Consider the following 24,064-nt stretch of genomic DNA (forward strand, 5'->3'; position numbering starts at 1 on the left):
ATGACCCGCCGCGAGATCGTCGGAGTCAGGGTACGTCTTGCCAGTCCTGGAGAGATAAGGGGACTTTCCACCGGAGAGGTCAAGAAACCCGAGACCATCAACTACCGGACCTTGAGGCCCGAGAAAGACGGCCTTTTCTGCGAGCGTATCTTCGGGCCCACTAAAAGCTTTGAATGCGCCTGCGGCAAGTATAAGAAAAGCGGTCCGAAATTCAAGGGCGTGATATGCGATCGATGCGGCGTGGAGGTAACGGATAACCGCGTTCGTAGAGAGAGAATGGGGCACATCGAGCTGGCCGCCCCTGTCGTTCACATATGGTATCTCCGGGGTATCCCCAGTAGACTCAGTCTATTGCTTGGGACCGCCACGAAGATGCTGGAAAAGGTGGTCTACTTCGCTCCCATAAGAAAGAGGGAACCGGCCTTCAAGGTAGTCATAGAGGGCAAGAGGTCCGATCTCGCTAAGAGAGGAGACATCGTCTCCGAAAGCGAGGTCAGGCTTCATTGCCATTACGACCCGAAGTTCAAGGCAGAGGAAGCCTACAGGGTCGTCTCTGTTGACGATGTCCCGATCTCGGATGGCGACATAGTGTCGTCCGCTCAGATAAGTCGCTACAAGGCTGACTATGGCGACGAATCCTTTTCCGCCGAGCCTGCCTTTGTAGTGAAAGACCGCGGAGAGGGAGTCGAGATTGAGCTTGACTCGATCCTATCCGGAGATGAATATCGGTCGTTAAAAGAAGAAGGTCTGGATGTAACGGTAGAGAGGGCCATGTCGGGCAACCAGGAGGGTTTTGTCGTCACGTCGGTTGCTAAGCTCCCATTTGCCAAGGGAGACGTTATATCCACCAGCGAGTTCAACCTCTTCCAGGAGCGCTATCCGGAACGTTTTACCGCGCAGCTTGAGACTGTTGTTGTTGAGGATCCCTGCTTTCTGGTGATAAACGGCAGCGAATCTCCCTTTGACGATGGCGACGTTATATTGGATAGAGAACAGTATCTCTGTAGTCACTACGACAAGAAATTTCGTGCCGGAATAGGCGCGGAAGGCGTAAGGGAGATGCTCGACACCCTGGACATGGATCATCTGGCCCAGCAACTCAGGGAAGAACTGTCCGAGACTTCCGGCCAGAAACGTAGGAAGCTGGTCAAGAGACTCCAGGTCGTAGAGGATTTTCGCAAGGGAGACTGCAACCCTCAGTCCATGGTGCTTGAGGTCTTGCCGGTCATTCCTCCGGACCTTCGTCCTATGGTGCAGCTCGATGGAGGTCGCTTTGCTACCTCAGACCTTAACGACCTGTACCGAAGGGTTATAAACAGAAACAACCGACTGAGAAAGCTTCAGGAGCTCAGGGCTCCGGAGATAATAGTCAGGAACGAAAAGAGGATGCTCCAGGAGTCGGTCGACGCACTTATCGACAACGGTCGCATGGGCAAGGCGGTGCTGGGGGCGGGCAATCGTCCCCTGAAGAGTCTCTCCGACCTGCTGAGAGGCAAGAAGGGACGTTTCCGTCAGAATCTGCTCGGTAAGCGAGTGGATTACTCCGGTCGTTCTGTCATAACGATAGGGCCCAATTTAAAGATATACCAGTGCGGTCTTCCCAAGCAGATGGCTCTGGAGCTGTTCAAGCCCTTCGTAATACAGAAACTGGTGGACCTAGGCATAGCTCCGAACGTCAAGAGCGGCAAAAGGATGATCGAAAGAGGCAAGGAGGAAATCTGGGCCATTCTGGAGGAGATCATAAAGGATCACCCTGTGATGTTGAACAGAGCTCCCACGCTTCACAGACTGGGCATCCAGGCTTTCGAGCCTGTTTTGATGGAGGGTAAGGCCATACGGCTTCACCCCCTGGTCTGTACCGCTTTCAACGCCGACTTCGACGGAGACCAGATGGCAGTACACGTGCCTCTCTCCGTGGAGGCTCAGGCGGAGGCCAGGATGCTCATGCTCTCCGCAAACAACATACTTTCCCCCGCCAGTGGAAAGCCTATAGTGGCTCCCTCGCAGGACATAATATTGGGGATATACTATCTGACCAATCTCAGAGAAGGTATGACCGGAGAGGGCAAATACTTTGACAGCTTTGACGACGTCTTAACCGCTCTGGATCACGGAATTGTGCACGTGAACGCCAGAATTCGCATGAGATGGAACCACGAATGGGGAAACTGGAAAGATAAGGTCGATCAATGGGGAGTCTCCTTCCTGGACGAAAGCGGAAAATGGTTCGAGACCTCGCCGGGAAGGGTTCTTTTCAACAGCTATCTTCCTAAAAAACTTCGATTCCTTGACGGTCAGCTGGGAAAGAAGGACCTCAGCAGGTTGCTTGACCTCGGCTACAACGAGGTCTCCCGTCAGGAAATGGTCGAGATGTTGGACTCCATAAAGGGGCTCGGCTATCACTGGGCTACCTTGAGCGGTATAAGCTTCTGTGTCACCGACGTCGTAATACCCAAGGAAAAAGAGGACGTGGTCTCCACTTCTCTGGTAGAGGACGACGAGATAAGAAACCAGTACGATATGGGGGTCCTCTCGGAGGACGAATACCTCCTTCAAAAGGAGACCCTGTGGTCCAAGGCGGCCGCCGATGTCGGAAATGCAATTCTTAACCACATGGGGCACGATAATCCAGTCAGAATGATGGTCGACTCCGGAGCCAGAGGAAGTAGAGGACAGCTTGCTCAGATGGCGGGGATCCGAGGCCTTATGGCCGACCCCACCGGGCGAATAATAGACTATCCCATCACAACCAACTTCCGTGAGGGGATGAACATGTTGGAGTATTTCATCTCCACTCACGGAGCCAGAAAAGGTCTGGCCGATACCGCCCTTCGTACGGCCAAGTCGGGGTATCTGACCCGTCGTCTCGTCGATGTCTCTCAGGACGTCATAATAACAGAGGATGACTGCGGAACGGAGAAGGGTGTCAAGATAGAGCCTTTGGAAAGCGACGGCAAGACGGTCATCCCTATCAGCGAGAGGATAGCCGGTAGAACGTCCCTGAACGATGTCAACGATCCGGAGACCGGTGACCTGATAGTCGGGGCTGGCGAGATCATAACCCCGGATCTGGCTTCCCGAATAGATTCCTGCGGATTCAAGGAGATCTGGGTAAGAAGCCCCATGACCTGCACAACCAGACACGGTATATGCCAGAAGTGCTACGGTGTTGACCTAGCTACCCGTTCCGTCGTCGACATCGGAGAGGCTGTCGGGGTCGTGGCAGCCCAGTCTATCGGTGAGCCTGGAACCCAGCTTACCATGAGGACTTTCCATACCGGAGGAGTTAGGATTACCGGTGAGGACATCACCCAGGGACTTCCAAGGATAGAGCAGCTCTTCGAGGCCCGTCGTCCCAAAAAAGTCTCCGTCCTTGCCGGTGTGGACGGCAAGGTGATCGAAATTCGGGAGATGGAGGGCAAACGCAAGGTAATAATAACCTCCGAGGAGCCCGGGAACGAACAGAAGATCACCCACACCATCCCTTCGTCGCAGAACCTTCTGGTCGAAGAGGGCGAGCCTGTCTACCGTTCGACCAAGCTGACCGAGGGCTATATCGATCCTCAGCAGCTTCTCGAGGTGTTGGGGCAGGAAGAGGTTCAGAAATACCTGGTGGACAGCATTCAGGAGGTCTACCGCTCTCAGGGCGTCTCCATCAACAATAAACATATAGAGGTAATCCTCAGAAAGGTCGCTCCTGTTAACAGACTGAGAGTCGTCGATGAAGGAGACACTGCATTCGTGGCAGGAGATCTGGTATGGGCCGGTGACGTGGAGGCCGAGGAAAAGGTTATACTGGAGGAAAACGAGAACAACATACACGAGGCGGTCAAGATCTTCTCCGGTAAGATATTCCAGGGAATTGCCGGAGCCGTTAAGACGGATCTGAGCAAGAAAAAAAGCCAGCCCATGGACGAAGAGCTCATAAGATCCATCCTGACCCCTGGAGCACCTGTTACGGAGATAGACGTGACAGATGAGGTTGGCCCCCTTAAAATCATTGCGGGAGAGGCCTCTTTTAGAAAAGAACTCAAGGGATTCGAGCTTATAGATCCCTTCGAGGCCAGAGACGGAAAGGTCGTCGAGTCTGGGCAGCCTCTTACCCTTGGCCAGCTGTCGGTGATAACCTCTCAGGAACCTCGGCCCTTGAGGGTCAGGGACGTGGAGGTAATAGAGAAACTGGTGGATTCGGCCTATCTTGCTGAGGACGTCTTGGTGGACGGTCAAGCCGTCGCCCTCAAGGACCACATGGTCACGGAGGAAGTCGCTGCGTTGTTGAGGATAAACGACGTGTCCTCCGTCAAGGTATGGAAGGGAATCGAGAGAATCAGCGTCTCCGACGCAATGCAGGAAAGGCTCTTGGCCAGGATATGGGGTAAACCTCTTAAGCAGGCCATAGATTCCCAGGGCAATGCGCTATCCTCAAAGCCTCAGCTTGTAGATGGTAGCGTGGTTCGAGGAATAATAGACGGAGAGCTGGCCGCCATCTCCATAGGTGAGGATATAATAACGAGGGATAACATCCTCAAAGACGTCATAGCCGATACCTGTTATGGAAAGGTTCTGCTGGACAGGGTAGAGGTTGACGGCAGGGTTGCGGCCGACTCCGGTCAGGAGATAAATAAATCGCTTCTGGACGAGCTGGTCGCAGCTGATCCTGAGGAATTGGTCATAAGACCTATTCACTGTAACAGTGAGACCAGAAACATAGTCTCCAGGGTTACCTTTGTTCGTAAGCTAAGGCAGAACCCTGAATGTCGAAAGTTTATCCATGGAATAACTAAGGCCGCTCTGGCCACGGACAGCTTCCTGAGTGCCGCTTCCTTCCAGCAGACCGCTCAGGTGCTTGCGGGGGCTGCAGTCCGTTGTCAGGTCGATAACCTCGTAGGCTTGAAGGAGAACGTGATAATCGGTCACCTCATCCCGGCTGGAACGGGAGTGGAGGATTTCCGTAAGATCGCGGTCAAGGAAAAAGAGTCCTAAAAACGAGTAATCTTTCCAAATAAAGCTCGACCTGGTGCTATGTTTCTTGACATAGCACCAGGTCGTTGTTATCATTACTCGGTGCCTATGCTCAGGAGGTTTTATGATGAACGTAGCGGAGTTGACCGAGGGCAGACGATTTGTGGGTTTCAAGCAGGTCCGTCGCGAACTTTTGAGGGGCAATGTCCGTAAAGTCTTCATCGCTGCCGATGCCGACGTTTTGATGATTCAGGAGATAACCCATATATGTTCCGAACGGGGTGTCCCGGTGGAAACGGTCGACTCCATGGCATCTCTGGGTAGGGCTTGCGTCATAGATAGAGGCGCAGCTACGGCGGCTTTGCAGCGGGACGACCGCTGTTAAGAAAGCATATAAGAATATCTGGAAGGAGGTAACGTAGTGCCAACAATCAATCAGTTAGTCCGGAAAGGTCGGAGCGAGAAGGTCAAGAAATCCGATTCCCCGGCGTTGCAGAATTGTCCGGCGCGGAGAGGGGTCTGTACGCGAGTCTATACGATCACTCCGAAGAAGCCCAACTCGGCTTTGAGGAAAGTTGCCCGTGTGCGTCTGACCAACGGTATCGAGGTGACCTCATATATACCGGGAGTCGGTCATAATCTGCAGGAGCACTCTGTCGTCCTGGTCAGGGGTGGTCGAGTCAAGGACCTTCCCGGTGTGCGCTATCACATCGTACGCGGTACCCTTGATTGCGGCGGTGTCGAAGGTCGTCGTCGGAGCCGTTCCAAATACGGTGCCCGTCGTCCTAAGTCCTAAAGGTTATAAGGAGGTAGTGCCATGCCGCGTAAAGGGCATGTGAGAAAGAGAGATTCGTTGCTGGATACCAGGTTCGGAAATCTCGCTGTCACTAAGTTCATCAATAAGGTCATGCTCGACGGTAAGAAAAGTACCGCCGAGAAGATAGTCTACGAAGCTCTCGATAAAGCCGCCGAAAAACTGGGCGTGGAGCCTATCGAGGTCTTCAACAAGGCCATGGAGAACGTCAAGCCTCTCGTCGAGGTCCGTTCCCGCAGGGTCGGTGGTGCGACCTATCAGGTCCCAGTGGAGGTTGCGCCCGCAAGGGCTCAGGCTCTCGCTATCCGTTGGATAATCTCCTACTCTAGGGGCAAGAAAGGCATGCCCATGAACGAGAGGCTCTCCAGGGAGTTTATCGATGCCTACAAGGGCGAGGGTAGCTCCATCAAGAAGAGGGAAGATACCCATAAGATGGCAGAGGCCAACAGGGCCTTCGCTCACTACCGTTGGTAGCACTTGACGATATGTTCGTCAGTCGACGTTACGCGTCCTAGGTGATAATTATGGCTGGAATGGATCTACATAAAATAAGAAACATAGGAATAGCTGCGCATATAGACGCAGGTAAGACGACCACCACCGAGCGTATCCTGTTCTACACCGGGCGCAACTACAAGATCGGTGAGGTTCACGAGGGCGCGGCCACCATGGACTGGATGGAGCAGGAACGTGAGAGAGGAATAACCATCACTTCCGCTGCTACCACATGTCAGTGGAAGGGCCATAATATCAATATAATTGATACACCCGGGCACGTGGACTTTACTGTCGAGGTCGAGCGTTCCATGAGGGTCCTCGACGGAGCCATATCGGTCTTCTGTGCCGTAGGCGGGGTCGAGCCCCAGTCCGAGACCGTGTGGCGTCAGGCCGATAAATATCATGTTCCTCGCATAGCCTTCGTCAACAAGATGGACCGGGTTGGAGCCAATTTTCTCACCGTGGTCGATCAGCTGAAGGAAAGGCTGGGTGCTACCGCAGTCCCCCTTCAGCTTCCGATAGGGTCCGAGGAGGACTTTCAAGGAGTCGTCGATCTCATAGAGATGAAGGCGATACTCTTTTCCGACGTGATGGGTGCCGAGCCCACCATAGAGGAGATTCCGGCGGACATGATGGAAGAGGCAAAACTCTACAGAGAGTCCATGATAGAGTGCCTGTCCGATTTTGACGAGGAGATAATGGCCCTCTTCCTCGAGGGAGAGGAAGTCTCCAACGACATGATCAGGTCTGCTATCAGAAAGAGCACCATCTCTCTAGATATCGTCCCGGCAATGTGCGGAACGGCTTTCAAAAATAAAGGGGTTCAGCCCCTTCTGGACGCCGTCGTAGCATATCTTCCAAGCCCCATGGATCTTCCCGCTATAGTGGGGGTTGATCCTGACGATGGATCGGAGCTGGAGAGGCACGCCAACGAAGACGAACCCGTATCCGCGCTGGCTTTTAAAATAGCGGTGGACCCCTTCGTAGGTAAACTGACATTCTGCAGGATATACTCGGGAGTTCTTAAGTCGGGGACATCTATTTACAATCCGACCAGTCGCAAGAGGGAGCGTATCGGCAGGATTCTGCAGATGCACGCCAACAAAAGAACCGACATAGACGAAGCCGGAGCTGGTATGATAGTGGCTCTTCCGAGCCTCAAGAACACCAGGACTGGCGATACCCTCTGTGACGAAAAGAACCCGATCGTTCTCGAGAATCTCGAGTTCCCCGAGCCAGTCATTTCTCTGGCGGTCGAGCCCATAACCCAAAGCGACAAAGACAAGCTCTCCAAGGGGCTTATCGCTCTGGCCGAAGAGGATCCCACATTCGTGGTCCGCAACGACGAGGAGACCGGTCAGACCGTTATCTCTGGAATGGGCGAGCTTCACCTCGACATCATCGTCGATCGTCTCAAGAGGGAATTCAAGGTCGGGGTCAACGTCGGTCGTCCTCAGGTCGCCTACAGAGAGGCCATTACTAAAGCGGTCTCCCAGGTCCAGGGTAAGTTCGTTCGTCAGAGCGGTGGTCGCGGGCAGTATGGAGACGTGGTTATCGACATGGAGCCGCTTGAGGAATGCAAGGGTTTTGTCTTCGAGGACAAGATCGTCGGAGGAGTCATCCCAAGAGATTACATACCTGCGGTACAGAAGGGTATAGAGGAAGCCATCACCAACGGTATACTCGGAGGCTTTCCTGTAATAGGCGTGAAGGTCTCGCTGGTTTACGGAAGCTACCACGATGTCGACAGTTCCGAGATGGCGTTCAAGATCGCCGCATCTATGGCGTTCAAGGAAGCCATGAGAAAAGCCGGGCCGACTCTTATGGAGCCGGTGATGTTCGTGGAGGTCGTGACTCCCGAGGAATACGTCGGAGATGTCATGGGAGATCTTTCCTCCCGTCGTGGAAGGGTCGAGGGCATGGAGATCCGTGGTAACGCCAGGGCTATAAAAGCATACGTCCCCCTTGGTGAGATGTTCGGATACGCCACTGACGTAAGGAGCAAAACCTCTGGTCGAGCCACCTACACCATGCAATTTGATCACTATGAGGCCGTCCCGGCAAGCGTTGCCGAGGAAATCCTCAAGAAATAGGACTTCTTATTAGGAGGGAGTACCATGGCAAAAGAGAAATTTGAAAGAACAAAACCGCATCTGAACATAGGGACCATCGGTCACATCGACCACGGGAAGACGACCTTGACGGCGGCTATCTCGAAATCGCTTTCAACCGAGGGCTATTCGGATTTCACCAAATTCGAGGATATCGACAAGGCCCCTGAGGAGAGAGAGCGCGGAATAACGATCAACATCGCTCACATCGAGTATCAGACGGACAAGCGTCATTATGCTCACATCGACTGTCCCGGACACGCCGACTACATCAAGAACATGATCACCGGAGCGGCCCAGATGGACGGAGCCATTTTGGTGGTTTCCGCCGCGGACGGTCCGATGCCTCAGACGAGGGAGCACGTTCTTCTCGCCCGTCAGGTGAACGTTCCGGCCCTTGTGGTCTTCATGAACAAGGTCGACATGGTGGACGACGACGAGCTTCTGGATCTTGTCGAGATGGAGATCAGGGAGCTTCTGGATAAATACGAGTTCCCCGGAGACGAGGTGCCGATAGTCAGGGGTTCCGCCCTGAAGGTTCTCGAGGAGAGCGACGGCGGCAGGGAGAGCGAGTGGAGCAAGGACATTTGGGCGCTCATGCAGGCCTGTGACGACTACTTCCCCGATCCCGTTCGTGAGACCGACAAGCCCTTCCTCATGCCCATCGAGGACGTCTTCACCATCACCGGTCGCGGCACAGTCGTAACCGGAAGGGTGGAGCAGGGAGTCATCCATTCCGGCGACGAGGTTGAGATAGTCGGAATCAAGGACACCCAGAAGACCGTGGCGACCTCCCTTGAGATGTTCCGTAAGATCCTGGACGAGGCTCTTGCAGGAGACAACGTTGGGGTTCTCCTTCGTGGAACCGGCAAGGACGACGTCGAGCGTGGACAGGTACTGTCCAAGCCGGGATCGATCAAGCCTCACACCAAGTTCAAGGCGGAGGTCTACGTTCTGAAGAAGGAAGAGGGCGGACGTCATACGCCTTTCTTCAAGGGCTACAAGCCCCAGTTCTACTTCCGTACCACCGACATAACCGGAGCCATCGAGCTTCCCGAGGGAGTGGAGATGGTGATGCCCGGAGACAACGCCACCTTCAAGGTGGAGCTTATCCACCCGATCGCCATGGACACCGGTCTTCGCTTCGCTATTCGTGAGGGCGGCCACACCGTAGGTGCCGGCGTCGTCACCGAGATTCTCGAGTAACCTGGAGGTTTCGCCGTGTCCAAGAAGATCCGCATTCGTCTGAAGGCCTTCGATCACAAGGTCCTCGACACGTCCGCCGCTCAGATAGCCGAGACTGCGGATAGAAGCGGGGCAAGGGTCTCTGGTCCGATCCCCCTTCCTACGGAAGTCAATAAATTCTGTATCCTCAAGTCCCCCCACGTGGATAAGGATGCGAGAGAGCAGTTTGAGATGAGAACCCATAAGAGGCTAATCGACATCATCGATCCCAATCAGAAGACGATGGACGCCCTTATGCAGCTGAATCTTCCCTCTGGAGTAGATATTCAGATCAAGCTTTAGTGGGAAGCTCTGAGCAAAGGAGTGAAATAATATGAGTCTTGGTATCCTGGGGCAGAAACTGGGCATGACCCAGATCTATAACGAAAATGGCCAGGCCGTTCCCGTAACGGTAGTCGAGGCCGGACCCTGTCCGGTTTTGGCGGTTAGGACCGAAGAGAAGAACGGCTACGACGCCATCCTTCTAGGGTTCGGTAAGGTCAAGCCCCGAAAAGTCACGAAACCTCTTAAGGGTTTCTTCGACAAAGCGCAGAGTGAGGCCAAGCGCTGGCTCAAGGAGTTCCGGATCTCCAACGCTTCGGATTACGAAGTCGGAAATGCCGTGGACGTAACCATCTTTGAGGCCGGCGAGAAAGTTGACGCTACCGGGGTCAGTAAAGGTAAGGGGTTTGCCGGAGTAATAAAGAGATACAACTTCGGCGGAGCTCCTGCGAGCCACGGCGTGTCTAAAACCCATAGAAAGCCGAACTCCAGCGGCGCCAGCAGCTATCCCAGCCACGTATTCAAGGGCAAAACGATGCCCGGACAGCTCGGCAACGAGCAGGTCACCGTGAAGAACCTAACCGTGGTGGCCGTGGATGTGGAGAATAACCTCGTCCTCGTCAAGGGGGCCATCCCCGGTGCCAAAAACGGCCTGGTCCTGCTCCACAAAAAGGGCTAGTCGGCACGGTTAAGGAGGTCAAGAAAAATGCCGAGCATCAAGCTTGTCACTATAACCGGCGAGTCGACCGGGGAACTGTCTCTGTCCGGTAACGTCTTCGACGTACCGCTTCACGTTCCCGCTATGCACCAGGTGGTGGTCGCTCAGCTCGCCAACAGGCGTCAAGGTACCCACTGTACCAAGGGCAGAGGCGACGTCCGCGGAGGCGGAAAGAAGCCTTGGAGGCAAAAGCACACCGGTCGTGCCCGTCACGGCAGCAGCCGTTCGCCCATCTGGGTCGGAGGCGGAGTTACTCACGGTCCCAAGCCGAGAAACTACCGTCAGAAGGTCAACAAGAAGGTTAGGAGACTCGCCATCTGCAGTGCGCTGTCTCAGAAGATCCGGGACGCCCAGTTGATGGGATTCGAGGCTTTCTCCATGGAGAAGCCCTCGACCAAGATCATGAAGGGCCTGTTTCAGTCCCTCGGGGTGGAAAAACCCCTCGTGATAGTGGATCACAGGGACGAAAACATCTCTATGTCCACGAGAAACATACCCGGAGCAGACGTCCTTCACGTGGACAGCATCAACGTCTACGACCTGTTGAAGCACGGACACGTTTTTATCAGCGCCGGTGCCGTTAAGAAGCTGGAGGAGGTGTACGCCTAATGAAACTTATGGCTCACGATATCATCGTTCGGCCTATCATCACCGAGAAAAGCAGCCGTATGATGGAGGATAACAAGTACACCTTCGAGGTTCATCCCCAGGCAAACAAGACCGAGGTCCGTAAGGCCGTTGAGACGGTTTTCAAGGTCAAGGTCGAGAAGGTCCATACCCTGAAGGTCCGTTCCAAGCCCAAGAGGATGGGAGTGTTCCTGGGGAAGAGCCGGGCCTGGAAAAAGGCCATCGTTACTCTGGCTGAAGGGGAACGCATAGAGTTCTTCGAAGGCGCCAGCGTTTAGCTCTGACGGGAGGACGGAACAATGGGAATCAAGAAATATAATCCCACGACGCCGGGTCGGCGTTTCATGAGCATCCAGACCTACGAAGAGGTTACCAAGAGCGAGCCGGAGCGTTCGCTTTTGGCCCCTATCGCTAAAAAAGGCGGTAGAAATAACAACGGTAGGATCACGATGCGCCATCGTGGGGGCGGAAACGCCAAAAGGTACCGTATCATAGATTTTAAGAGAAACAAGATCGGGGTTCCCGGCAAGGTTGCCACCGTGGAATATGACCCCAACCGTTCGGCTAGGATCGCTCTGATCCACTATGCCGACGGAGAGAAACGTTACATCCTTTGCCCTGTAGGACTTCAGGTTGGGATGACCATCATGGCAGGGCCCGAGGCGGACATAACTCCAGGCAACGCTCTTAAGTTGTCCGACATCCCTGTAGGTACCATGATCCACAACATCGAGCTGGAGCCCGGTAGAGGCGGAGTAATGGTCCGTTCCGCCGGAACCACCGCTCAGTTGATGGCAAAGGAAGGCAAATACGCCTTCGTCCGTATGCCCAGCGGAGAGCTTCGTCTCGTGCTGTTGGAGTGTATGGCTACAGTGGGACAGGTCGGCAATACGGAGCATGAAAACGCCAGCATAGGTAAGGCCGGTAAAACCCGTTGGCTTGGCCGGAAACCCCACGTTCGCGCCATGGTCATGAACCCAGTTGACCATCCCATGGGCGGCGGTGAGGGACGAAGCAAGTCCCATAAACACCCTGTATCTCCTTGGGGAACGCCCGCAAAGGGATATAGAACCCGCCGGAAGAAGCCTTCGGATAAGTTCATCGTCCGTCGCCGGTTTGCCAAGTAGAGATAAGGGGGTAAATCAATGGCTCGTTCTGCCAAGAAGGGACCCTTCGTCGAACAGAAACTTCTCAGCCGCGTAGAAACTCTCAACGAGAGCGGGGAGAAGAAGGTCGTCAAGACCTGGTCCCGTGCCAGCATGATAGTTCCGGCGATGATCGGACACACCATCGCCATACACAACGGCCGTATTCACATACCTATTTACATCAGTGAAAACATGGTCGGTCACAAGCTCGGGGAGTTCGCTCCCACCAGGAAGTTCGGCGGTCACGCCGGACAGGAGCGCCGCTCCGGCGTAAGATAGGGAGGAATAGGATTATGGAGGCAAGAGCACGTGCCAAACAGGTCCGCGTCTCTCCTTTTAAGGTGCGCCAGGTGCTGCCTCTGATCAGGGGCAAGAAGGTAGGCGACGCTTTGGTCGTCCTCAGATACACCCCGAAGAAGGCTGCCAAGGTCATCGAAAAGGTGCTCAAGAGTGCCGTGGCCAACGCCGAGCACAACTACGGACTTGACATCGATAAGCTCGTGGTAGTCGAGGCCTTTGCCGATCAGGGGCCCAGCATGAAGCGTTTCCGTCCGGTGTCGATGGGTCGGGCCCATCCCTACCGCCATCGCACGAGCCACATCACCGTGTCGGTAGCCGAACGTTAAGGAGGGCTAAAGATGGGTCAGAAAGTACACCCCGTAGGATATAGAGTCGGTGTCATCCGGGACTGGGAGTCCCGTTGGTTCGCCGACGGCAAGAACTACGCCAAGAACCTTCACGAGGATCTCAAGCTTCGTGATTGGATCAAGGCTCGCTGGGATGGCGCAAGCATCTCCAAGGTCGAGATCGAGAGAGTGGGTAAGGTAATACGCTTTTCGATTTGGACCGCCCGGCCTGGTGTAGTTATAGGAAAAGGCGGCTCGGAGATCCAGAAGGTCAAGGAAGAGCTTCAGGCCATGACTGGCTCTAAGGTAATGATCAACGTTCAGGAGATCAAGAACCCCGAGGTCGAGGCCCAGCTTGTGGCTGAAAACGTGGCCGCTGCGTTGGAGCACAGGGTAAGCTTCCGTCGCGCCATGAAACAGTCCATCTTCAGGACCATGAAGGCTGGCGGCAAGGGCATCAAGATCCAGTGTGCCGGACGTCTCGGTGGAGCCGAGATAGCCAGAACCGAGTGGTACAACGAAGGACAGCTTCCTCTCTCCACGCTCAGGGCCGACATCGACTATGGTCTGGCCGAGGCTAAGACCATGTATGGCGTCATAGGCGTCAAGGTCTGGATCTACAGGGACGAGAAGGCCATCAACACTCCTGCGCCGAGACAGCCCAGGAGGGGTCGTAGAGATGGGGGGCGTAGCTGATGTTGATGCCCAAGCGCACCAAATGGCGCAGACCTCATCGAGAGAAGCTTAAGGGAGACACCAAGGGCGGTGCCTACGTAGCCTTCGGAGAATACGGTCTTCAGGCCCTTGAGTGCGGCTATATAACCGCTCGTCAGATAGAGGCCACCCGTATCGCGATCACCAGGAAGCTTCGTAAGGGCGGTAAGGTTTGGATAAGGATATTCCCCGACGTGGCCTACACGAAGAAGCCCCTGGAGACCCGAATGGGTAAAGGTAAGGGGTCGCCGGAATTCTGGGTGGCTCCGGTCAAGAGGGGACGTATCATGTTCGAGGTTGCGGGGGTGTCCCGCGAGATCGTCGAGAGGGCCTTCAGAACGGCCTCCTACAAGCTTCCGATCAAGGTGAGGCTTGTGGCTCGGGAAGGTTTGGGTGGTGAGTAAGCCATGGATGCCAAGAGTCTGCGTGATTTGACAATAGAAGAGCTGCAGGAAAAGCATCGTCAGTACAAAGAAGAGCTCTTTAACCTGCGCTTCCAGAACGCCATCGGTCAGCTCAAGAACACGAGCAGGATCAAAGACGTCAAGAAAACCATCGCCAGAGTCCTTACCGTCGTTCACGAGAAAGAACAAGGTCTGGGAATCGGTGGAAGGAGGTAAGGACAGATGGAGACCCGTACACCCCATCGTAAAACTCGTGTCGGAACCGTAGTCAGCGACAAGATGGAAAAGTCCATCTCGGTCCAGGTTATCCGTCACGCCATGCATCCTCTCTATGGAAAGAGGATCATAAAGTCAAAGAAGTTTATCGTCCATGACGAGGAGAACTCCTGTCGCATAGGTGACAGAGTCCTGATCGGCGAGGAGCGCCCCTTGAGCAAGACGAAGCGCTGGTCCGTCGTCAGGATAATCGAGAGAGCTCCCGTACTCGGAGATAGTACTACCGAGTCTAAAGAGGAGGCGTAGGTCATGATCCAGCTTCGTACCGTCCTTAACGTGGCGGACAACTCTGGAGCCAAGAAGATCATGTGCATCCAGGTCGTGGGCGGAAGCCGTCGCCGTTGGGGCAATGTCGGCGACGTCATAGTGGCCTCCGTAAAGGAAGCCATTCCCAACAGCAACATCCCCAAGGGGAAAGTGGTCAAGGCGGTCATAGTCAGAACCAAGAAGGAACATCGCCGTGTCGACGGATCCTACGTTCGCTTCGACGACAACGCCGCAGTGATCATCGACAACAACGGGGACCCCAGGGGAACCCGTATCTTTGGCCCTGTGGCCAGGGAACTTCGGGCCAGGAAATACATGAGAATTCTCTCTCTGGCTCCCGAGGTAGTGTAAGGGGGCACATGGTATGAACAGATTAAAAAAAGGCGATCGCGTCCGTGTGATCTCCGGTAAAGACAAGGGAAAAGAGGGCAAGGTCCTCAAGGTCCTCAAAAGCAAGGACAGGGACATGGTCGTGGTCGAGGGGGTCAACATGGCCTCCAAGCACGCCAAGCCCTCCCAGAAGAGCCCTCAAGGCGGCATCGTCAAGCAGGAGAACCCCATATATGCCTGTAAGGTGATGCTGGTCTGTCCGACCACCGGGAAACCCACCAGGGTCGGACATGCCTTCCTTGAGGACGGTCGCAAGGTCAGAGTCGCCAAGGTTAGCGGCGAGATCGTGGACCAGATCTAGCGGAGGAGGTACGGAAATGAAACCTCGTATGCTCGAGAAATATCAAGGCGAGGCTGCTCCGGCCCTTCATAAGGAGTTCGGCTACAGCAACCCAATGGAGATCCCTCGTCTCGTCAAGATAGTGATCAACATCGGAGTCGGTGAAGGCAAACAGGACGCCAAATACGTCAACGCCGCCATGTCCGAGCTGGCTACCATAGCGGGACAGCGACCCATGATGAAGAGGGCTAAGAAGTCCATAGCCGGTTTCAAGCTCAGAGAGGGCGTTCCCGTCGGTTGTTCCGTGACCCTTAGGGGCAGTCGTATGTGGGAGTTCCTGGATAGGCTGGTCAGCGTCGTTCTCCCTCGTATTAAGGACTTCCGGGGCATATCCGGCAAGGCCTTTGACGGAAGGGGTAACTATAACCTCGGTCTCAAGGAACAGATAATCTTTCCCGAGATCGACTACGACAAGATCATGGTGTCCAAGGGGATGAACATAACGTTCGTCTCGACCGCGAATACCGATGAAGAGGGACTGGCCCTGCTTTCCAAGCTGGGCATGCCCTTCGCAAGGTAGAGGAAGGGGTAACGGAGTATGGCCAGAAAAGCCATGGAGCACAAGGCGACTTTGACGCCCAAGTTCAAGGTACGTCAGCATAACAGGTGCCCTATCTGCGGCCGTGTTCACGGATATATGCGGAAGTTCAACATGTGCCGCTGCTGCTTCCGCAAGCTGGCGAGGGAAGGCAAGATTCCCGGCATCGTCAAGTCCAGCTGGTAGTCACTGAAAGGGGGCACACACGGGATGTACGTTAACGATCCTATAGCGGATATGCTCACTCGGATCAGAAATGCCAACATGGTGTATCATGATTCGCTGGACATTCCCATCAGTAAGACGAAGCTCTCCATAGCCAAGATACTTAAGGGCGAGGGCTATATAAAGAACTACAAGGTTATCAACGATCCTAAGAAACCCTACGGGATCCTGAGGGTATTCCTCAGTTACGGTCCCAACAGGGAGAGGGTCATACAGGGACTGCGTCGCATAAGCAAGCCCGGACGCAGAATGTATGTAGGCAAGGACAAGCTGCCCAAGGTAATGGGCGGCCTCGGCATCGCCATCATCTCCACCTCCAGCGGTCTAAAGACTGACGCTGAAGCCAGAACCTCTGGCAGTGGTGGAGAGGTCGTCTGCTACATCTGGTAGGGGGGAGAGGCATACATGTCTAGAATCGGACTTAAACCCGTAACCCTTCCAAGCGGAACCACGGTCTCCGTAGCGAACGACAAGATCGTCGTCAAAGGGGCTAAGGGAGAGCTTTCCATGCCCACGATCCAGGATATCTCCGTCGAGGTCTCCGATGGTATCGTCAAGGTAGCGAGGGCTAACGAACTAAAGAAGACCAAGTCGGCCCACGGGATGGTCCGTGCCATGATTCAGAACATGGTGACCGGAGTAACCGATGGCTACGAGATAAAGCTCGAGATCGTCGGAGTAGGGTACAGGGCTCAGATGCAGGGAAGCAACCTTCAGTTGAGCCTTGGATTCTCCCATCCGGTGATCCACGAGGCGCCAGAGGGCATAGAGTTCGCCACAGACGGTCCTACGAAGTTAAGCGTAAAGGGAATCGACAAGCAGCTAGTCGGTCAGACCGCCGCTATCATCAGGGGATACCGTCCGCCCGAGCCCTATAAGGGCAAGGGCATCCGTTACGAGGGCGAGCACATAATTCGTAAGGCCGGCAAAGCCGGAGCCAAGTAGGGGTGATCGCATCATGATCAAGATAAAAGGCAGAAACAGGATGAGGGTCGTCCGTCATCTTCGGCTTCGTCGCAAGCTCAAAGGAACCTCCGAGCGTCCCAGAATGTCGGTGTTCCGGAGCCTGAACGAGATCTACGTCCAGATTATAGACGATACTGTGGGACGTACCCTGGCATCGGCTTCCACCCTCGACAAGGCCCTCAAGGCAGAGCTCCAGGTCCACGGCACCGTGGACGCCGCTAAGGCGGTCGGCGAGCTAGTGGCCCGCAGAGCTCTGGACAAAGGGATCTCCGAGGTCGTCTTCGATAGGGGCGGTCATATGTATCACGGTCGCGTCAAGGCGCTGGCCGAGGCCGCTCGCGAGGCGGGCCTGAAGCTGTAAGGAGGATGGAGCATGAACGGTAGACAGGCAAACTCCGATATGCTGGAGCGCGTCGTCGCGATCAACCGGGTCAGCAAGGTCGTCAAGGGCGGAAAACGCTTCCGTTTCAGCGTCCTGGTTGTCGTTGGAGACGGCGAGAGCAAAGTAGGCGTAGGCATGGGCAAGGCTCGTGAGATCTCCGAGGCCGTCCGCAAGGGCATAGAGGCCGCCAAGAAGGATCTCAGGGTGGTCAAGAAGGTCGGAAAAACCCTTCCCCATCCCATCATCGGGAAGTTCGGATCCGCCGAAGTTCTTCTCAAGCCGGCAGCCCCCGGTACGGGAGTAATCGCTGGCGGAGTGGTCCGAGCCATCATGGAGCTCGGTGGGGTCAAAGACGTTCTCACCAAGATCGTCGGACGTACCAACAACCCCATCAACGTGGCTCGTGCTACCTTGTCCGCGGTAGGTGCCCTAAGAACTCCGGACGAGATCCTGGCGCTTCGCGGCAAGAAGCGCACTCAGGAAACCGCTTAGGACAGGTGATCGATATGGCTAAACTTATCATCACCTGGAAGAGAAGCACCATAGGTCGTCCTCCCAAGCAGGAGAGGACCGTCAAGGCTTTGGGCCTCAAGAAGCTAAACTCTACGGTGATCCATGAGGATACTCCTCAGATCAGGGGCATGGTGGCCAAGGTTGCTCACCTTGTCGAATGTTCGACCGTAGAGGAATAGGGAGGGAAGTCCAGTGAAACTCAACGATCTCCATCCCGCACCGGGAACGAAGAGAAAACCCAAAAGGGTTGGATGCGGCGCAGGATGCGGCAGCGGAAAGACCTCCGGTCGGGGACATAAGGGACAGAAGTCCAGAAGCGGAGGCGGAGTTCGCCCCGGTTTCGAAGGCGGACAGATGCCTTTGGTTCGCAGAACTCCTAAGAGGGGATTCAACAACGCTCGTTTCGGGACCTCCTACCAGGTCGTCAACCTGGATCTTCTCGAGTCCCGTTTCGAATCAGGTTCGGTCATCACCGCCACCGAACTGGCCGCCAAGCGGCTTATAAGCGACGAAAAGGGCCTGGTGAAAGTCTTGGCGAAGGGGGACATTTCCAAGGCCTTGACCGTCAAGGTCAACGCTTTCAGCGCCGAGGCCATCAAGAAAATAGAGGCGGCCGGCGGGAAAGCCGAGGTGATCTGAGGTGCTGGATTCCTTCCGAGATGCATTCAGGCTTCCGGATCTTAAAAGGCGGATTCTCTTTACTATGGGGATGCTTTTCGTTTTCCGCCTCGGGGCTCATATTCCCACTCCGGGAATTGACTCCGCCGCCATGGCGCACCTCTTCGAGGGAGGCGGCGTGCTCGGGTTTCTGGATATGTTCGCCGGAGGCGCGTTGAGACGATTCAGTATATTCGCTCTCGGTGTCGCGCCTTACATCAACGCCAGCATCGTCATGCAGCTTTTGGTGGTCGTGTTCCCGGCTCTTGAAAAAATGCAGAAGGAAGGACCGGAAGGACAGAAGAAAATCATTCAGATCACCAGGTTGAGCACACTTGGTTTCGCCGCTATCCAGGCCGTCGGAATGGTCTTCTGGCTTCAGAGGGTAGGTGTCTTCTCCGGTGGTGCACTAGGCATGGTGACCGCCATTTTGACCATAATCGCAGGAGCCATAGCGGTTATGTGGTTGGGCGAGGAAATATCCGATCACGGAATAGGAAACGGAATCTCTCTGTTGATATTCGCCGGAATTGTAGCCAGAATTCCCGAAGCCACTATAAGAACCTGGAACATGCTCCATCTCGGAGAGCTTCACGCACTGATCGTCCTATTGGCTCTGATGGTCATGATAGTCGTGGTGGCCGGTTGTATAGTCTTACAGGAAGGTCAGAGACGTCTTCCGGTTCAGTACGCCAAAAAAGTCGTCGGCAACAAGGTCTACGGAGGTCAGAGTACCTTTATTCCTTTGAAGGTCAACCAGGGAGGGGTCATGCCGATAATATTTGCTTCCTCCATATTGATCTTTCCTTATACGGTGCTCAAGTTTTTCTCCGGAGATATAGCGATCAAGATGCAGAATATGCTGGCTCCCGGTAGCTGGCTCTATTCGGTTCTCTACGTAACCTTGATATTGTTTTTCGCCTATTTTTACACCGCTATGGTCTTCAATCCCAGCGATGTGGCGAACAATATGAAGAAATACGGTGGCTTTATCCTCGGTATACGCCCCGGAAAACCCACCTCTGATTACATCGAAAAGGTAATGTCCAGGATCACCCTGGGCGGTGCTCTTTTCCTCGCCGTCATAGCCCTGATACCTACGGTGATGACCAATCTCATGGGGATAACCAGCTTCTACTTCGGTGGGACCGCCGTCCTCATCGTGGTCGGTGTTGCCTTGGATCTCGTACATCAGGTCGAGGGTCAGCTGTTGATGAGACACTACGAGGGCATCCTGAAACGTCGTAATGGCGCCGGTGCCGGTATCCTGAGGTTCTAGGCGGTGTCGATATGAGAATCATTCTCCTTGGACCTCCCGGAGCAGGGAAGGGAACCCAGGCGGAAAAGATAATGGAGCGCCATGCGGTGGCTCACATATCGACCGGAGACATACTCAGGGCCAACGTCAAAGCTGAGACAGATCTGGGACGTAAAGCCAAAAGCTACATGGACGCGGGAAAACTCGTTCCCGACGAGGTTATAGTCGAGATGATGGAGGAGCGTCTTCAGGAAAGCGATTGTTCCGAAGGCTTTCTTCTCGACGGTTTTCCCAGGACAGTGGCTCAGGCAGAGGCTCTGGACGTTATGTTGAAAAAGCTCGGACTCGTCCTGGACGGGGTGGTGCTTCTGGACGTCGACGACGAGACCGTCGTCAAACGTCTCTCCGGACGCAGAATGTGCAGGGGATGCGGAAAGATCTTCAACGTGACATTCAAGCCCTCTGCCAAGGGAGACCTCTGTGATCAGTGTGGAGGAGAGCTCTACCAGAGGGATGACGACCGAGAGGAAGTCATCCGAAATAGGTTAGCTGTCTATCATAATCAGACGGCTCCCCTTATCTCCTATTATGAGGAGAGGGGACAGCTTCACAGAATAGATGCGGCGGACGGCGACGACGTCCCCGATAAGATCGATTCAATCGTCGGACGGGTCTAATGATCTCGATCAAAAAAACCCGCGAGATAGAAAAGATGCGCCGGGCCGGCCGTATAGTGGCCGACGTGATCATGCTCCTCAAGGACATGATCCGGCCCGGCATAACGACCGCCGATATAGACAGAGCGGCGGAGGATTATATCCGGAAGGCCGGGGCCTATCCCTCTGAAAAGGGATATAAGGTCCCGGGAATACCGGATCCCTACCCTGCATCAGTGTGTACCTCGGTAAACGACGAGGTGGTGCACGGGATCCCGAGCGAGGATCGATACCTTGAAAACGGTGACATCGTCAGCGTCGATATAATGGCCTGCTACGACGGTTATCACGGAGATGCCTGTTACACCTACCCGGTGGGAGAGATCTCCGATAGCCGCCAAGACCTCCTGAATATAACCAAACGGAGTCTGGATCTTGCCTTAGAGGCAGCCAGGGCCGGAAATACCCTGGGCGATATCGGGAACGCCGTTGAATCTCTGGTCATACCTGCGGGCTACGGCCTGGTAAGGGAGTACTCGGGACACGGCATAGGAAAGAGACCTCACGAGGCGCCTATGGTCCCCAACTACGGACGACCGGGACGGGGAATAACCCTGAAGGCCGGCATGACCTTGGCTATAGAGCCCATGGTCATGGCTGGACGGGAGGAACTTGTCCAAGGTTCGGATGGTTGGCTTGTCTCCACCGCCGACGGATCCGATGCGGCCCATTTTGAGAGAACAGTCCTCATAACCGAGGGAACCCCCGAGATCCTAACTCCCTGGGAAGACTAAGGAGGGAAATCCATGGCCAACAAAGACGATGTTATCCAAGTACGCGGAGTAGTCGTAGAGCCTCTGCCCAACGCTATGTTCAAGGTTAAGCTCGAGAACGACCACAAGATACTGGCCCACGTGTCCGGTAAGATGAGAATGCATTTTATAAGAATATTGCCAGGAGACAAGGTCTTGGTGGAGCTTTCGCCCTACGACTTGACAAGGGGACGAATCACCTATAGATATAAATAGTTTTTTCGTCCGTTCTAAGACTCCGTTTCCTAGAGGAAGACGAGCAGGAGGAGCGTATATCATGAAAGTCAGATCTTCGGTAAAACCGATATGTGAATATTGTCGTGTGATAAAGCGGAGAGGTGTGGTCAGAGTCATCTGCAGCCGCAACCCCCGTCATAAGCAGCGTCAGGGAGCGAGGAGGTAAGGCGATGGCCCGCATTTCAGGAGTCGATCTGCCCCGCGAGAAGAGGGTTGAAATAGGTCTCACCTATATATTTGGAATAGGTCTGACCACGTCTAAGAAGATCTTGGCCACCACCGGTGTGAACCCCGATACCAGGGTCAAGGATCTGACCGAGGAGGAGACCCAGAAGCTTCGGTCCGAGATCCAGAACGGCTACACCGTTGAGGGAGATCTTCGTCGAGAGGTGACCATGAACATAAAGAGGCTCATGGACATCGGTTGCTACCGGGGTATCCGTCACAGACAGGGTCTTCCCCTTCGAGGCCAGCGGACCAAGACCAATGCCAGAACCAGAAAAGGTCCGAAACGAACCGTTGCCGGCAAGAAGAAATAGCCGGGAGTCAAAGGAGGTAGACCTTCGTGGCCAAGCGTACTCAGCGTAGAGGCAAGAGAAAAGAGAAAAAGAATATATCCTACGGAGTTGCTCACGTATTTTCCACTTTCAACAACACTATCGTGAGCATAACCGATAAGGGCGGAGCCGTTATTTCATGGGCTTCCGGTGGTAACGTAGGATTCAAGGGAACCAGAAAGTCCACTCCCTTTGCGGCTCAGATCGCCTCGCAGCAGGCGGCCAAAGCCGCACAGGATCACGGACTTAAAGAGGTAGACGTCATAGTCAAGGGCCCCGGTCCTGGCCGAGAGTCCGCCATAAGAGCTCTCCAGGGGGCGGGACTTCAGGTCAACAGCATCAGAGACGACACACCGATCCCCCACAACGGATGCCGTCCTCCCAAGAGACGTCGCGTATAGCCGTGTCTTGCGGTCACGGAATCCACATGTGGCCGGCGGTCATAAGGAATGGGAGAAAAGACGATTTATCAGCGAAAGGTGTTGGGATCATTGGAGTTTATGAGGCCTGAAATCCGAGTTGAGGAATGTTCGGCGACCAGTGCCAGGATCGTCGTCGGTCCCCTGGAGCGGGGGTTCGGCGTAACCATAGGTAACGCCCTCCGCAGGGTATTGTTGTCCTCCATCAAGGGGGCTGCCATCACCTCGGTGCGTATCGACGGCGTCGTCCATGAGTTCAGCACCATCCCTGGGGTCGGGGAGGACGTCATCGAGTTGCTGTTGAACCTTAAACACGTACCGATACGGTCCTACAGTCCTGAAGTCAGGGTGCTGAGGCTCGAGGCCGAGGGAGAGCGGAGGGTAACAGCCGCCGATTTTCAACCCGACAGCGAGATAGAGTTTGTCGATCCCGAAGCCTACATCTGTACCTTGGCTGAGGGAGCTCGTCTCTCACTGGAAGTCTATATCGAACAGGGAGTCGGTTATGCGCCAGCAGATAGACCTAAACCGGCCTATCTGCCTATGGATTCGTTGTTGATAGACGCCATATTCACCCCGATACAGAGGGTCAAGTACGAGGTCCAGGCGGAGAGAGTCGGCCAGAGGACTGACTACGAGAGGATCGTCATGGACGTCGACACCAACGGAGTGGTAAAGCCCGATCTGGCGGTAGCCGAGGCGGCTAGGCTCCTGAGGAAATATTTCACCATAGTCGTAGAGGAAATCCAGAAGTTACACCCATCGGAGCATACTGATCCCGAGATCGTGGAGTCTCAGGAGATCTCTGTGGCAGAAGAAGAGACTGAAACCGAGCAGGAAAGCGAGGAGAACACCCTCCTTTCCAGAGGCGTTCGAGATCTCGAACTCTCCATCAGAAGCGAAAACTGCCTCCTGCGAGGGGGTATCCACACCATCGGCGACCTGGTGAGTCGCGGGAGGGACGATCTCCTTAAAATCCGGAATCTCGGAAAGATCTCCCTCAGGGAAATCGAGGAAAAGTTGGAGAACCTTGGTTTCTCGCTCCAGGACGAAAAAACTGGAGACACAACGGACAAGGAGGACGAGTCTGAATGAGACATCGAGTCGATAGAAGAAAGCTCGGTCGCCACGGCAGCCATCGTAAGGCCATGTTGGCCAACATGGTAGCCAGCCTTATCATCGAGGAAAGCATCGAGACCACGGTGGCGAAGGCCAAAGAGGTGCGCCGAGTGGCGGAAAAGATCATCACGAGAGCCAGGGGAGGGTCCCTTCACGATAGAAGGATCGTCATCTCCAAGATGAACCACAAAATCGCAGTCAACAAGCTTTTCGACGACGTGGCCAAACGCTATTCCGAGCGTCCCGGCGGTTACACCCGTATCGTCCGTACGGGGTATCGTAACGGCGACGCCGCTCCCATGGCGGTCATCTCCCTGGTCTAGA

At 54.7% G+C, this 24,064-nt stretch carries 36 protein-coding genes; all 36 read left to right on the forward strand.

All coding sequences use genetic code 11. From position 1 onward, the window contains the following. The 36 genes from rpoC (at position 1) to rplQ (ending at position 24,063) form a co-directional block, all read left to right on the forward strand. Complete coding sequence (gene rpoC / locus DPEP_RS09685) at positions 1–4,983, forward strand: DNA-directed RNA polymerase subunit beta' (protein ID WP_005661685.1); 4,983 nt, start codon at positions 1–3, stop codon at positions 4,981–4,983. Positions 4,984–5,089: 106 nt separating this feature from the next. Then, complete coding sequence (locus tag DPEP_RS09690; RefSeq protein WP_005661686.1) at positions 5,090–5,347, forward strand: ribosomal L7Ae/L30e/S12e/Gadd45 family protein; 258 nt, start codon at positions 5,090–5,092, stop codon at positions 5,345–5,347. Positions 5,348–5,383: 36 nt separating this feature from the next. Then, positions 5,384–5,758, forward strand: coding sequence for a 30S ribosomal protein S12 (gene rpsL, locus DPEP_RS09695; protein ID WP_005661688.1), 375 nt, complete (start codon positions 5,384–5,386; stop codon positions 5,756–5,758). A 21-nt stretch (positions 5,759–5,779) separates the two neighbouring features. Then, a complete protein-coding gene (gene rpsG / locus DPEP_RS09700; RefSeq protein WP_005661690.1) occupies positions 5,780–6,250 on the forward strand; it encodes a 30S ribosomal protein S7 in 471 nt (156 codons plus the stop codon). A gap of 50 nt (positions 6,251–6,300) precedes the next feature. Then, a complete protein-coding gene (gene fusA / locus DPEP_RS09705) occupies positions 6,301–8,367 on the forward strand; it encodes an elongation factor G (RefSeq protein WP_005661692.1) in 2,067 nt (688 codons plus the stop codon). Between the two features lie 24 nt (positions 8,368–8,391). Next, positions 8,392–9,591, forward strand: coding sequence for an elongation factor Tu (tuf, locus tag DPEP_RS09710; protein ID WP_005659225.1), 1,200 nt, complete (start codon positions 8,392–8,394; stop codon positions 9,589–9,591). A gap of 15 nt (positions 9,592–9,606) precedes the next feature. Next, entirely contained in the window at positions 9,607–9,912 is a 306-nt protein-coding gene (gene rpsJ, locus DPEP_RS09715; protein WP_005661695.1) for a 30S ribosomal protein S10, read from the forward strand. Between the two features lie 31 nt (positions 9,913–9,943). Next, positions 9,944–10,570, forward strand: a complete 627-nt coding sequence (gene rplC / locus DPEP_RS09720; RefSeq protein ID WP_005661697.1) for a 50S ribosomal protein L3 — start codon at positions 9,944–9,946, stop codon at positions 10,568–10,570. A 27-nt stretch (positions 10,571–10,597) separates the two neighbouring features. Further along, positions 10,598–11,218 (forward strand): 50S ribosomal protein L4, encoded by a 621-nt coding sequence (rplD, locus tag DPEP_RS09725; protein WP_005661699.1) that lies wholly within the window; start codon positions 10,598–10,600, stop codon positions 11,216–11,218. Continuing rightward, positions 11,218–11,514 carry a 50S ribosomal protein L23 gene (gene rplW / locus DPEP_RS09730; protein WP_005661701.1) on the forward strand — a complete coding sequence of 99 codons (297 nt, stop codon included), beginning with the start codon at positions 11,218–11,220 and terminating at the stop codon, positions 11,512–11,514. Before rplD ends, rplW begins: the two co-directional genes overlap by 1 nt. Before the next feature lie 21 nt (positions 11,515–11,535). Further along, positions 11,536–12,363, forward strand: a complete 828-nt coding sequence (rplB, locus tag DPEP_RS09735; protein WP_005661703.1) for a 50S ribosomal protein L2 — start codon at positions 11,536–11,538, stop codon at positions 12,361–12,363. 18 nt (positions 12,364–12,381) lie between these two features. Next, positions 12,382–12,663 (forward strand): 30S ribosomal protein S19, encoded by a 282-nt coding sequence (rpsS, locus tag DPEP_RS09740; RefSeq protein WP_005661704.1) that lies wholly within the window; start codon positions 12,382–12,384, stop codon positions 12,661–12,663. A gap of 14 nt (positions 12,664–12,677) precedes the next feature. After that, entirely contained in the window at positions 12,678–13,010 is a 333-nt protein-coding gene (gene rplV / locus DPEP_RS09745) for a 50S ribosomal protein L22 (RefSeq protein ID WP_005661705.1), read from the forward strand. Positions 13,011–13,022: 12 nt separating this feature from the next. After that, positions 13,023–13,706 (forward strand): 30S ribosomal protein S3, encoded by a 684-nt coding sequence (gene rpsC / locus DPEP_RS09750; protein ID WP_005661706.1) that lies wholly within the window; start codon positions 13,023–13,025, stop codon positions 13,704–13,706. Then, positions 13,706–14,128 carry a 50S ribosomal protein L16 gene (rplP, locus tag DPEP_RS09755; RefSeq protein ID WP_005661707.1) on the forward strand — a complete coding sequence of 141 codons (423 nt, stop codon included), beginning with the start codon at positions 13,706–13,708 and terminating at the stop codon, positions 14,126–14,128. Before rpsC ends, rplP begins: the two co-directional genes overlap by 1 nt. A 3-nt stretch (positions 14,129–14,131) precedes the next feature. Then, positions 14,132–14,344 (forward strand): 50S ribosomal protein L29, encoded by a 213-nt coding sequence (rpmC, locus tag DPEP_RS09760; RefSeq protein WP_005661709.1) that lies wholly within the window; start codon positions 14,132–14,134, stop codon positions 14,342–14,344. 6 nt (positions 14,345–14,350) lie between these two features. Continuing rightward, the gene (gene rpsQ, locus DPEP_RS09765; protein ID WP_005661711.1) at positions 14,351–14,650 is read left to right on the forward strand and encodes a 30S ribosomal protein S17; all 300 of its coding nucleotides are present in this window, start codon (positions 14,351–14,353) and stop codon (positions 14,648–14,650) included. Between the two features lie 3 nt (positions 14,651–14,653). Then, positions 14,654–15,022: a 50S ribosomal protein L14 gene (gene rplN / locus DPEP_RS09770; protein ID WP_005661714.1), complete on the forward strand. Its 369-nt coding sequence runs from the start codon at positions 14,654–14,656 to the stop codon at positions 15,020–15,022. A 13-nt stretch (positions 15,023–15,035) separates the two neighbouring features. Next, complete coding sequence (gene rplX, locus DPEP_RS09775; protein WP_005661716.1) at positions 15,036–15,362, forward strand: 50S ribosomal protein L24; 327 nt, start codon at positions 15,036–15,038, stop codon at positions 15,360–15,362. 16 nt (positions 15,363–15,378) lie between these two features. After that, on the forward strand, positions 15,379–15,921 hold the full coding sequence (rplE, locus tag DPEP_RS09780; RefSeq protein WP_005661718.1) for a 50S ribosomal protein L5: 543 nt from the start codon (positions 15,379–15,381) through the stop codon (positions 15,919–15,921). An 18-nt stretch (positions 15,922–15,939) separates the two neighbouring features. Next, entirely contained in the window at positions 15,940–16,125 is a 186-nt protein-coding gene (locus DPEP_RS09785; protein WP_005661721.1) for a type Z 30S ribosomal protein S14, read from the forward strand. A 24-nt stretch (positions 16,126–16,149) separates the two neighbouring features. Beyond that, complete coding sequence (gene rpsH / locus DPEP_RS09790) at positions 16,150–16,554, forward strand: 30S ribosomal protein S8 (protein ID WP_005661723.1); 405 nt, start codon at positions 16,150–16,152, stop codon at positions 16,552–16,554. A 15-nt stretch (positions 16,555–16,569) separates the two neighbouring features. Then, positions 16,570–17,109 (forward strand): 50S ribosomal protein L6, encoded by a 540-nt coding sequence (gene rplF, locus DPEP_RS09795; RefSeq protein ID WP_005661725.1) that lies wholly within the window; start codon positions 16,570–16,572, stop codon positions 17,107–17,109. A gap of 13 nt (positions 17,110–17,122) precedes the next feature. Continuing rightward, on the forward strand, positions 17,123–17,491 hold the full coding sequence (gene rplR, locus DPEP_RS09800; protein ID WP_005661727.1) for a 50S ribosomal protein L18: 369 nt from the start codon (positions 17,123–17,125) through the stop codon (positions 17,489–17,491). 12 nt (positions 17,492–17,503) lie between these two features. Continuing rightward, the gene (gene rpsE / locus DPEP_RS09805) at positions 17,504–18,004 is read left to right on the forward strand and encodes a 30S ribosomal protein S5 (protein WP_005661729.1); all 501 of its coding nucleotides are present in this window, start codon (positions 17,504–17,506) and stop codon (positions 18,002–18,004) included. Between the two features lie 14 nt (positions 18,005–18,018). Beyond that, positions 18,019–18,204 (forward strand): 50S ribosomal protein L30, encoded by a 186-nt coding sequence (gene rpmD / locus DPEP_RS09810; RefSeq protein WP_005661731.1) that lies wholly within the window; start codon positions 18,019–18,021, stop codon positions 18,202–18,204. A gap of 13 nt (positions 18,205–18,217) precedes the next feature. Continuing rightward, entirely contained in the window at positions 18,218–18,664 is a 447-nt protein-coding gene (rplO, locus tag DPEP_RS09815) for a 50S ribosomal protein L15 (RefSeq protein WP_005661732.1), read from the forward strand. Between the two features lies 1 nt (position 18,665). Further along, positions 18,666–19,961 (forward strand): preprotein translocase subunit SecY, encoded by a 1,296-nt coding sequence (gene secY / locus DPEP_RS09820; RefSeq protein WP_040382590.1) that lies wholly within the window; start codon positions 18,666–18,668, stop codon positions 19,959–19,961. A gap of 11 nt (positions 19,962–19,972) precedes the next feature. Further along, positions 19,973–20,617 carry an adenylate kinase gene (locus DPEP_RS09825; protein WP_005661736.1) on the forward strand — a complete coding sequence of 215 codons (645 nt, stop codon included), beginning with the start codon at positions 19,973–19,975 and terminating at the stop codon, positions 20,615–20,617. Further along, positions 20,617–21,390: a type I methionyl aminopeptidase gene (gene map, locus DPEP_RS09830; protein ID WP_005661738.1), complete on the forward strand. Its 774-nt coding sequence runs from the start codon at positions 20,617–20,619 to the stop codon at positions 21,388–21,390. Before DPEP_RS09825 ends, map begins: the two co-directional genes overlap by 1 nt. A gap of 12 nt (positions 21,391–21,402) precedes the next feature. After that, positions 21,403–21,624 (forward strand): translation initiation factor IF-1, encoded by a 222-nt coding sequence (gene infA, locus DPEP_RS09835; RefSeq protein WP_005661740.1) that lies wholly within the window; start codon positions 21,403–21,405, stop codon positions 21,622–21,624. Positions 21,625–21,685: 61 nt separating this feature from the next. After that, complete coding sequence (gene rpmJ, locus DPEP_RS13095; protein WP_005661742.1) at positions 21,686–21,811, forward strand: 50S ribosomal protein L36; 126 nt, start codon at positions 21,686–21,688, stop codon at positions 21,809–21,811. A gap of 4 nt (positions 21,812–21,815) precedes the next feature. Then, a complete protein-coding gene (gene rpsM, locus DPEP_RS09840) occupies positions 21,816–22,184 on the forward strand; it encodes a 30S ribosomal protein S13 (RefSeq protein ID WP_005661744.1) in 369 nt (122 codons plus the stop codon). A 26-nt stretch (positions 22,185–22,210) separates the two neighbouring features. After that, a complete protein-coding gene (rpsK, locus tag DPEP_RS09845) occupies positions 22,211–22,603 on the forward strand; it encodes a 30S ribosomal protein S11 (RefSeq protein WP_005661746.1) in 393 nt (130 codons plus the stop codon). Positions 22,604–22,651: 48 nt separating this feature from the next. Next, entirely contained in the window at positions 22,652–23,716 is a 1,065-nt protein-coding gene (locus DPEP_RS09850) for a DNA-directed RNA polymerase subunit alpha (protein ID WP_005661748.1), read from the forward strand. Then, on the forward strand, positions 23,713–24,063 hold the full coding sequence (gene rplQ, locus DPEP_RS09855) for a 50S ribosomal protein L17 (protein ID WP_005661750.1): 351 nt from the start codon (positions 23,713–23,715) through the stop codon (positions 24,061–24,063). Before DPEP_RS09850 ends, rplQ begins: the two co-directional genes overlap by 4 nt. The last annotated feature ends 1 nt before the right edge of the window (position 24,064 follow it).

This window comes from Dethiosulfovibrio peptidovorans DSM 11002 (genome assembly GCF_000172975.1).
Classification (GTDB): domain Bacteria; phylum Synergistota; class Synergistia; order Synergistales; family Dethiosulfovibrionaceae; genus Dethiosulfovibrio; species Dethiosulfovibrio peptidovorans.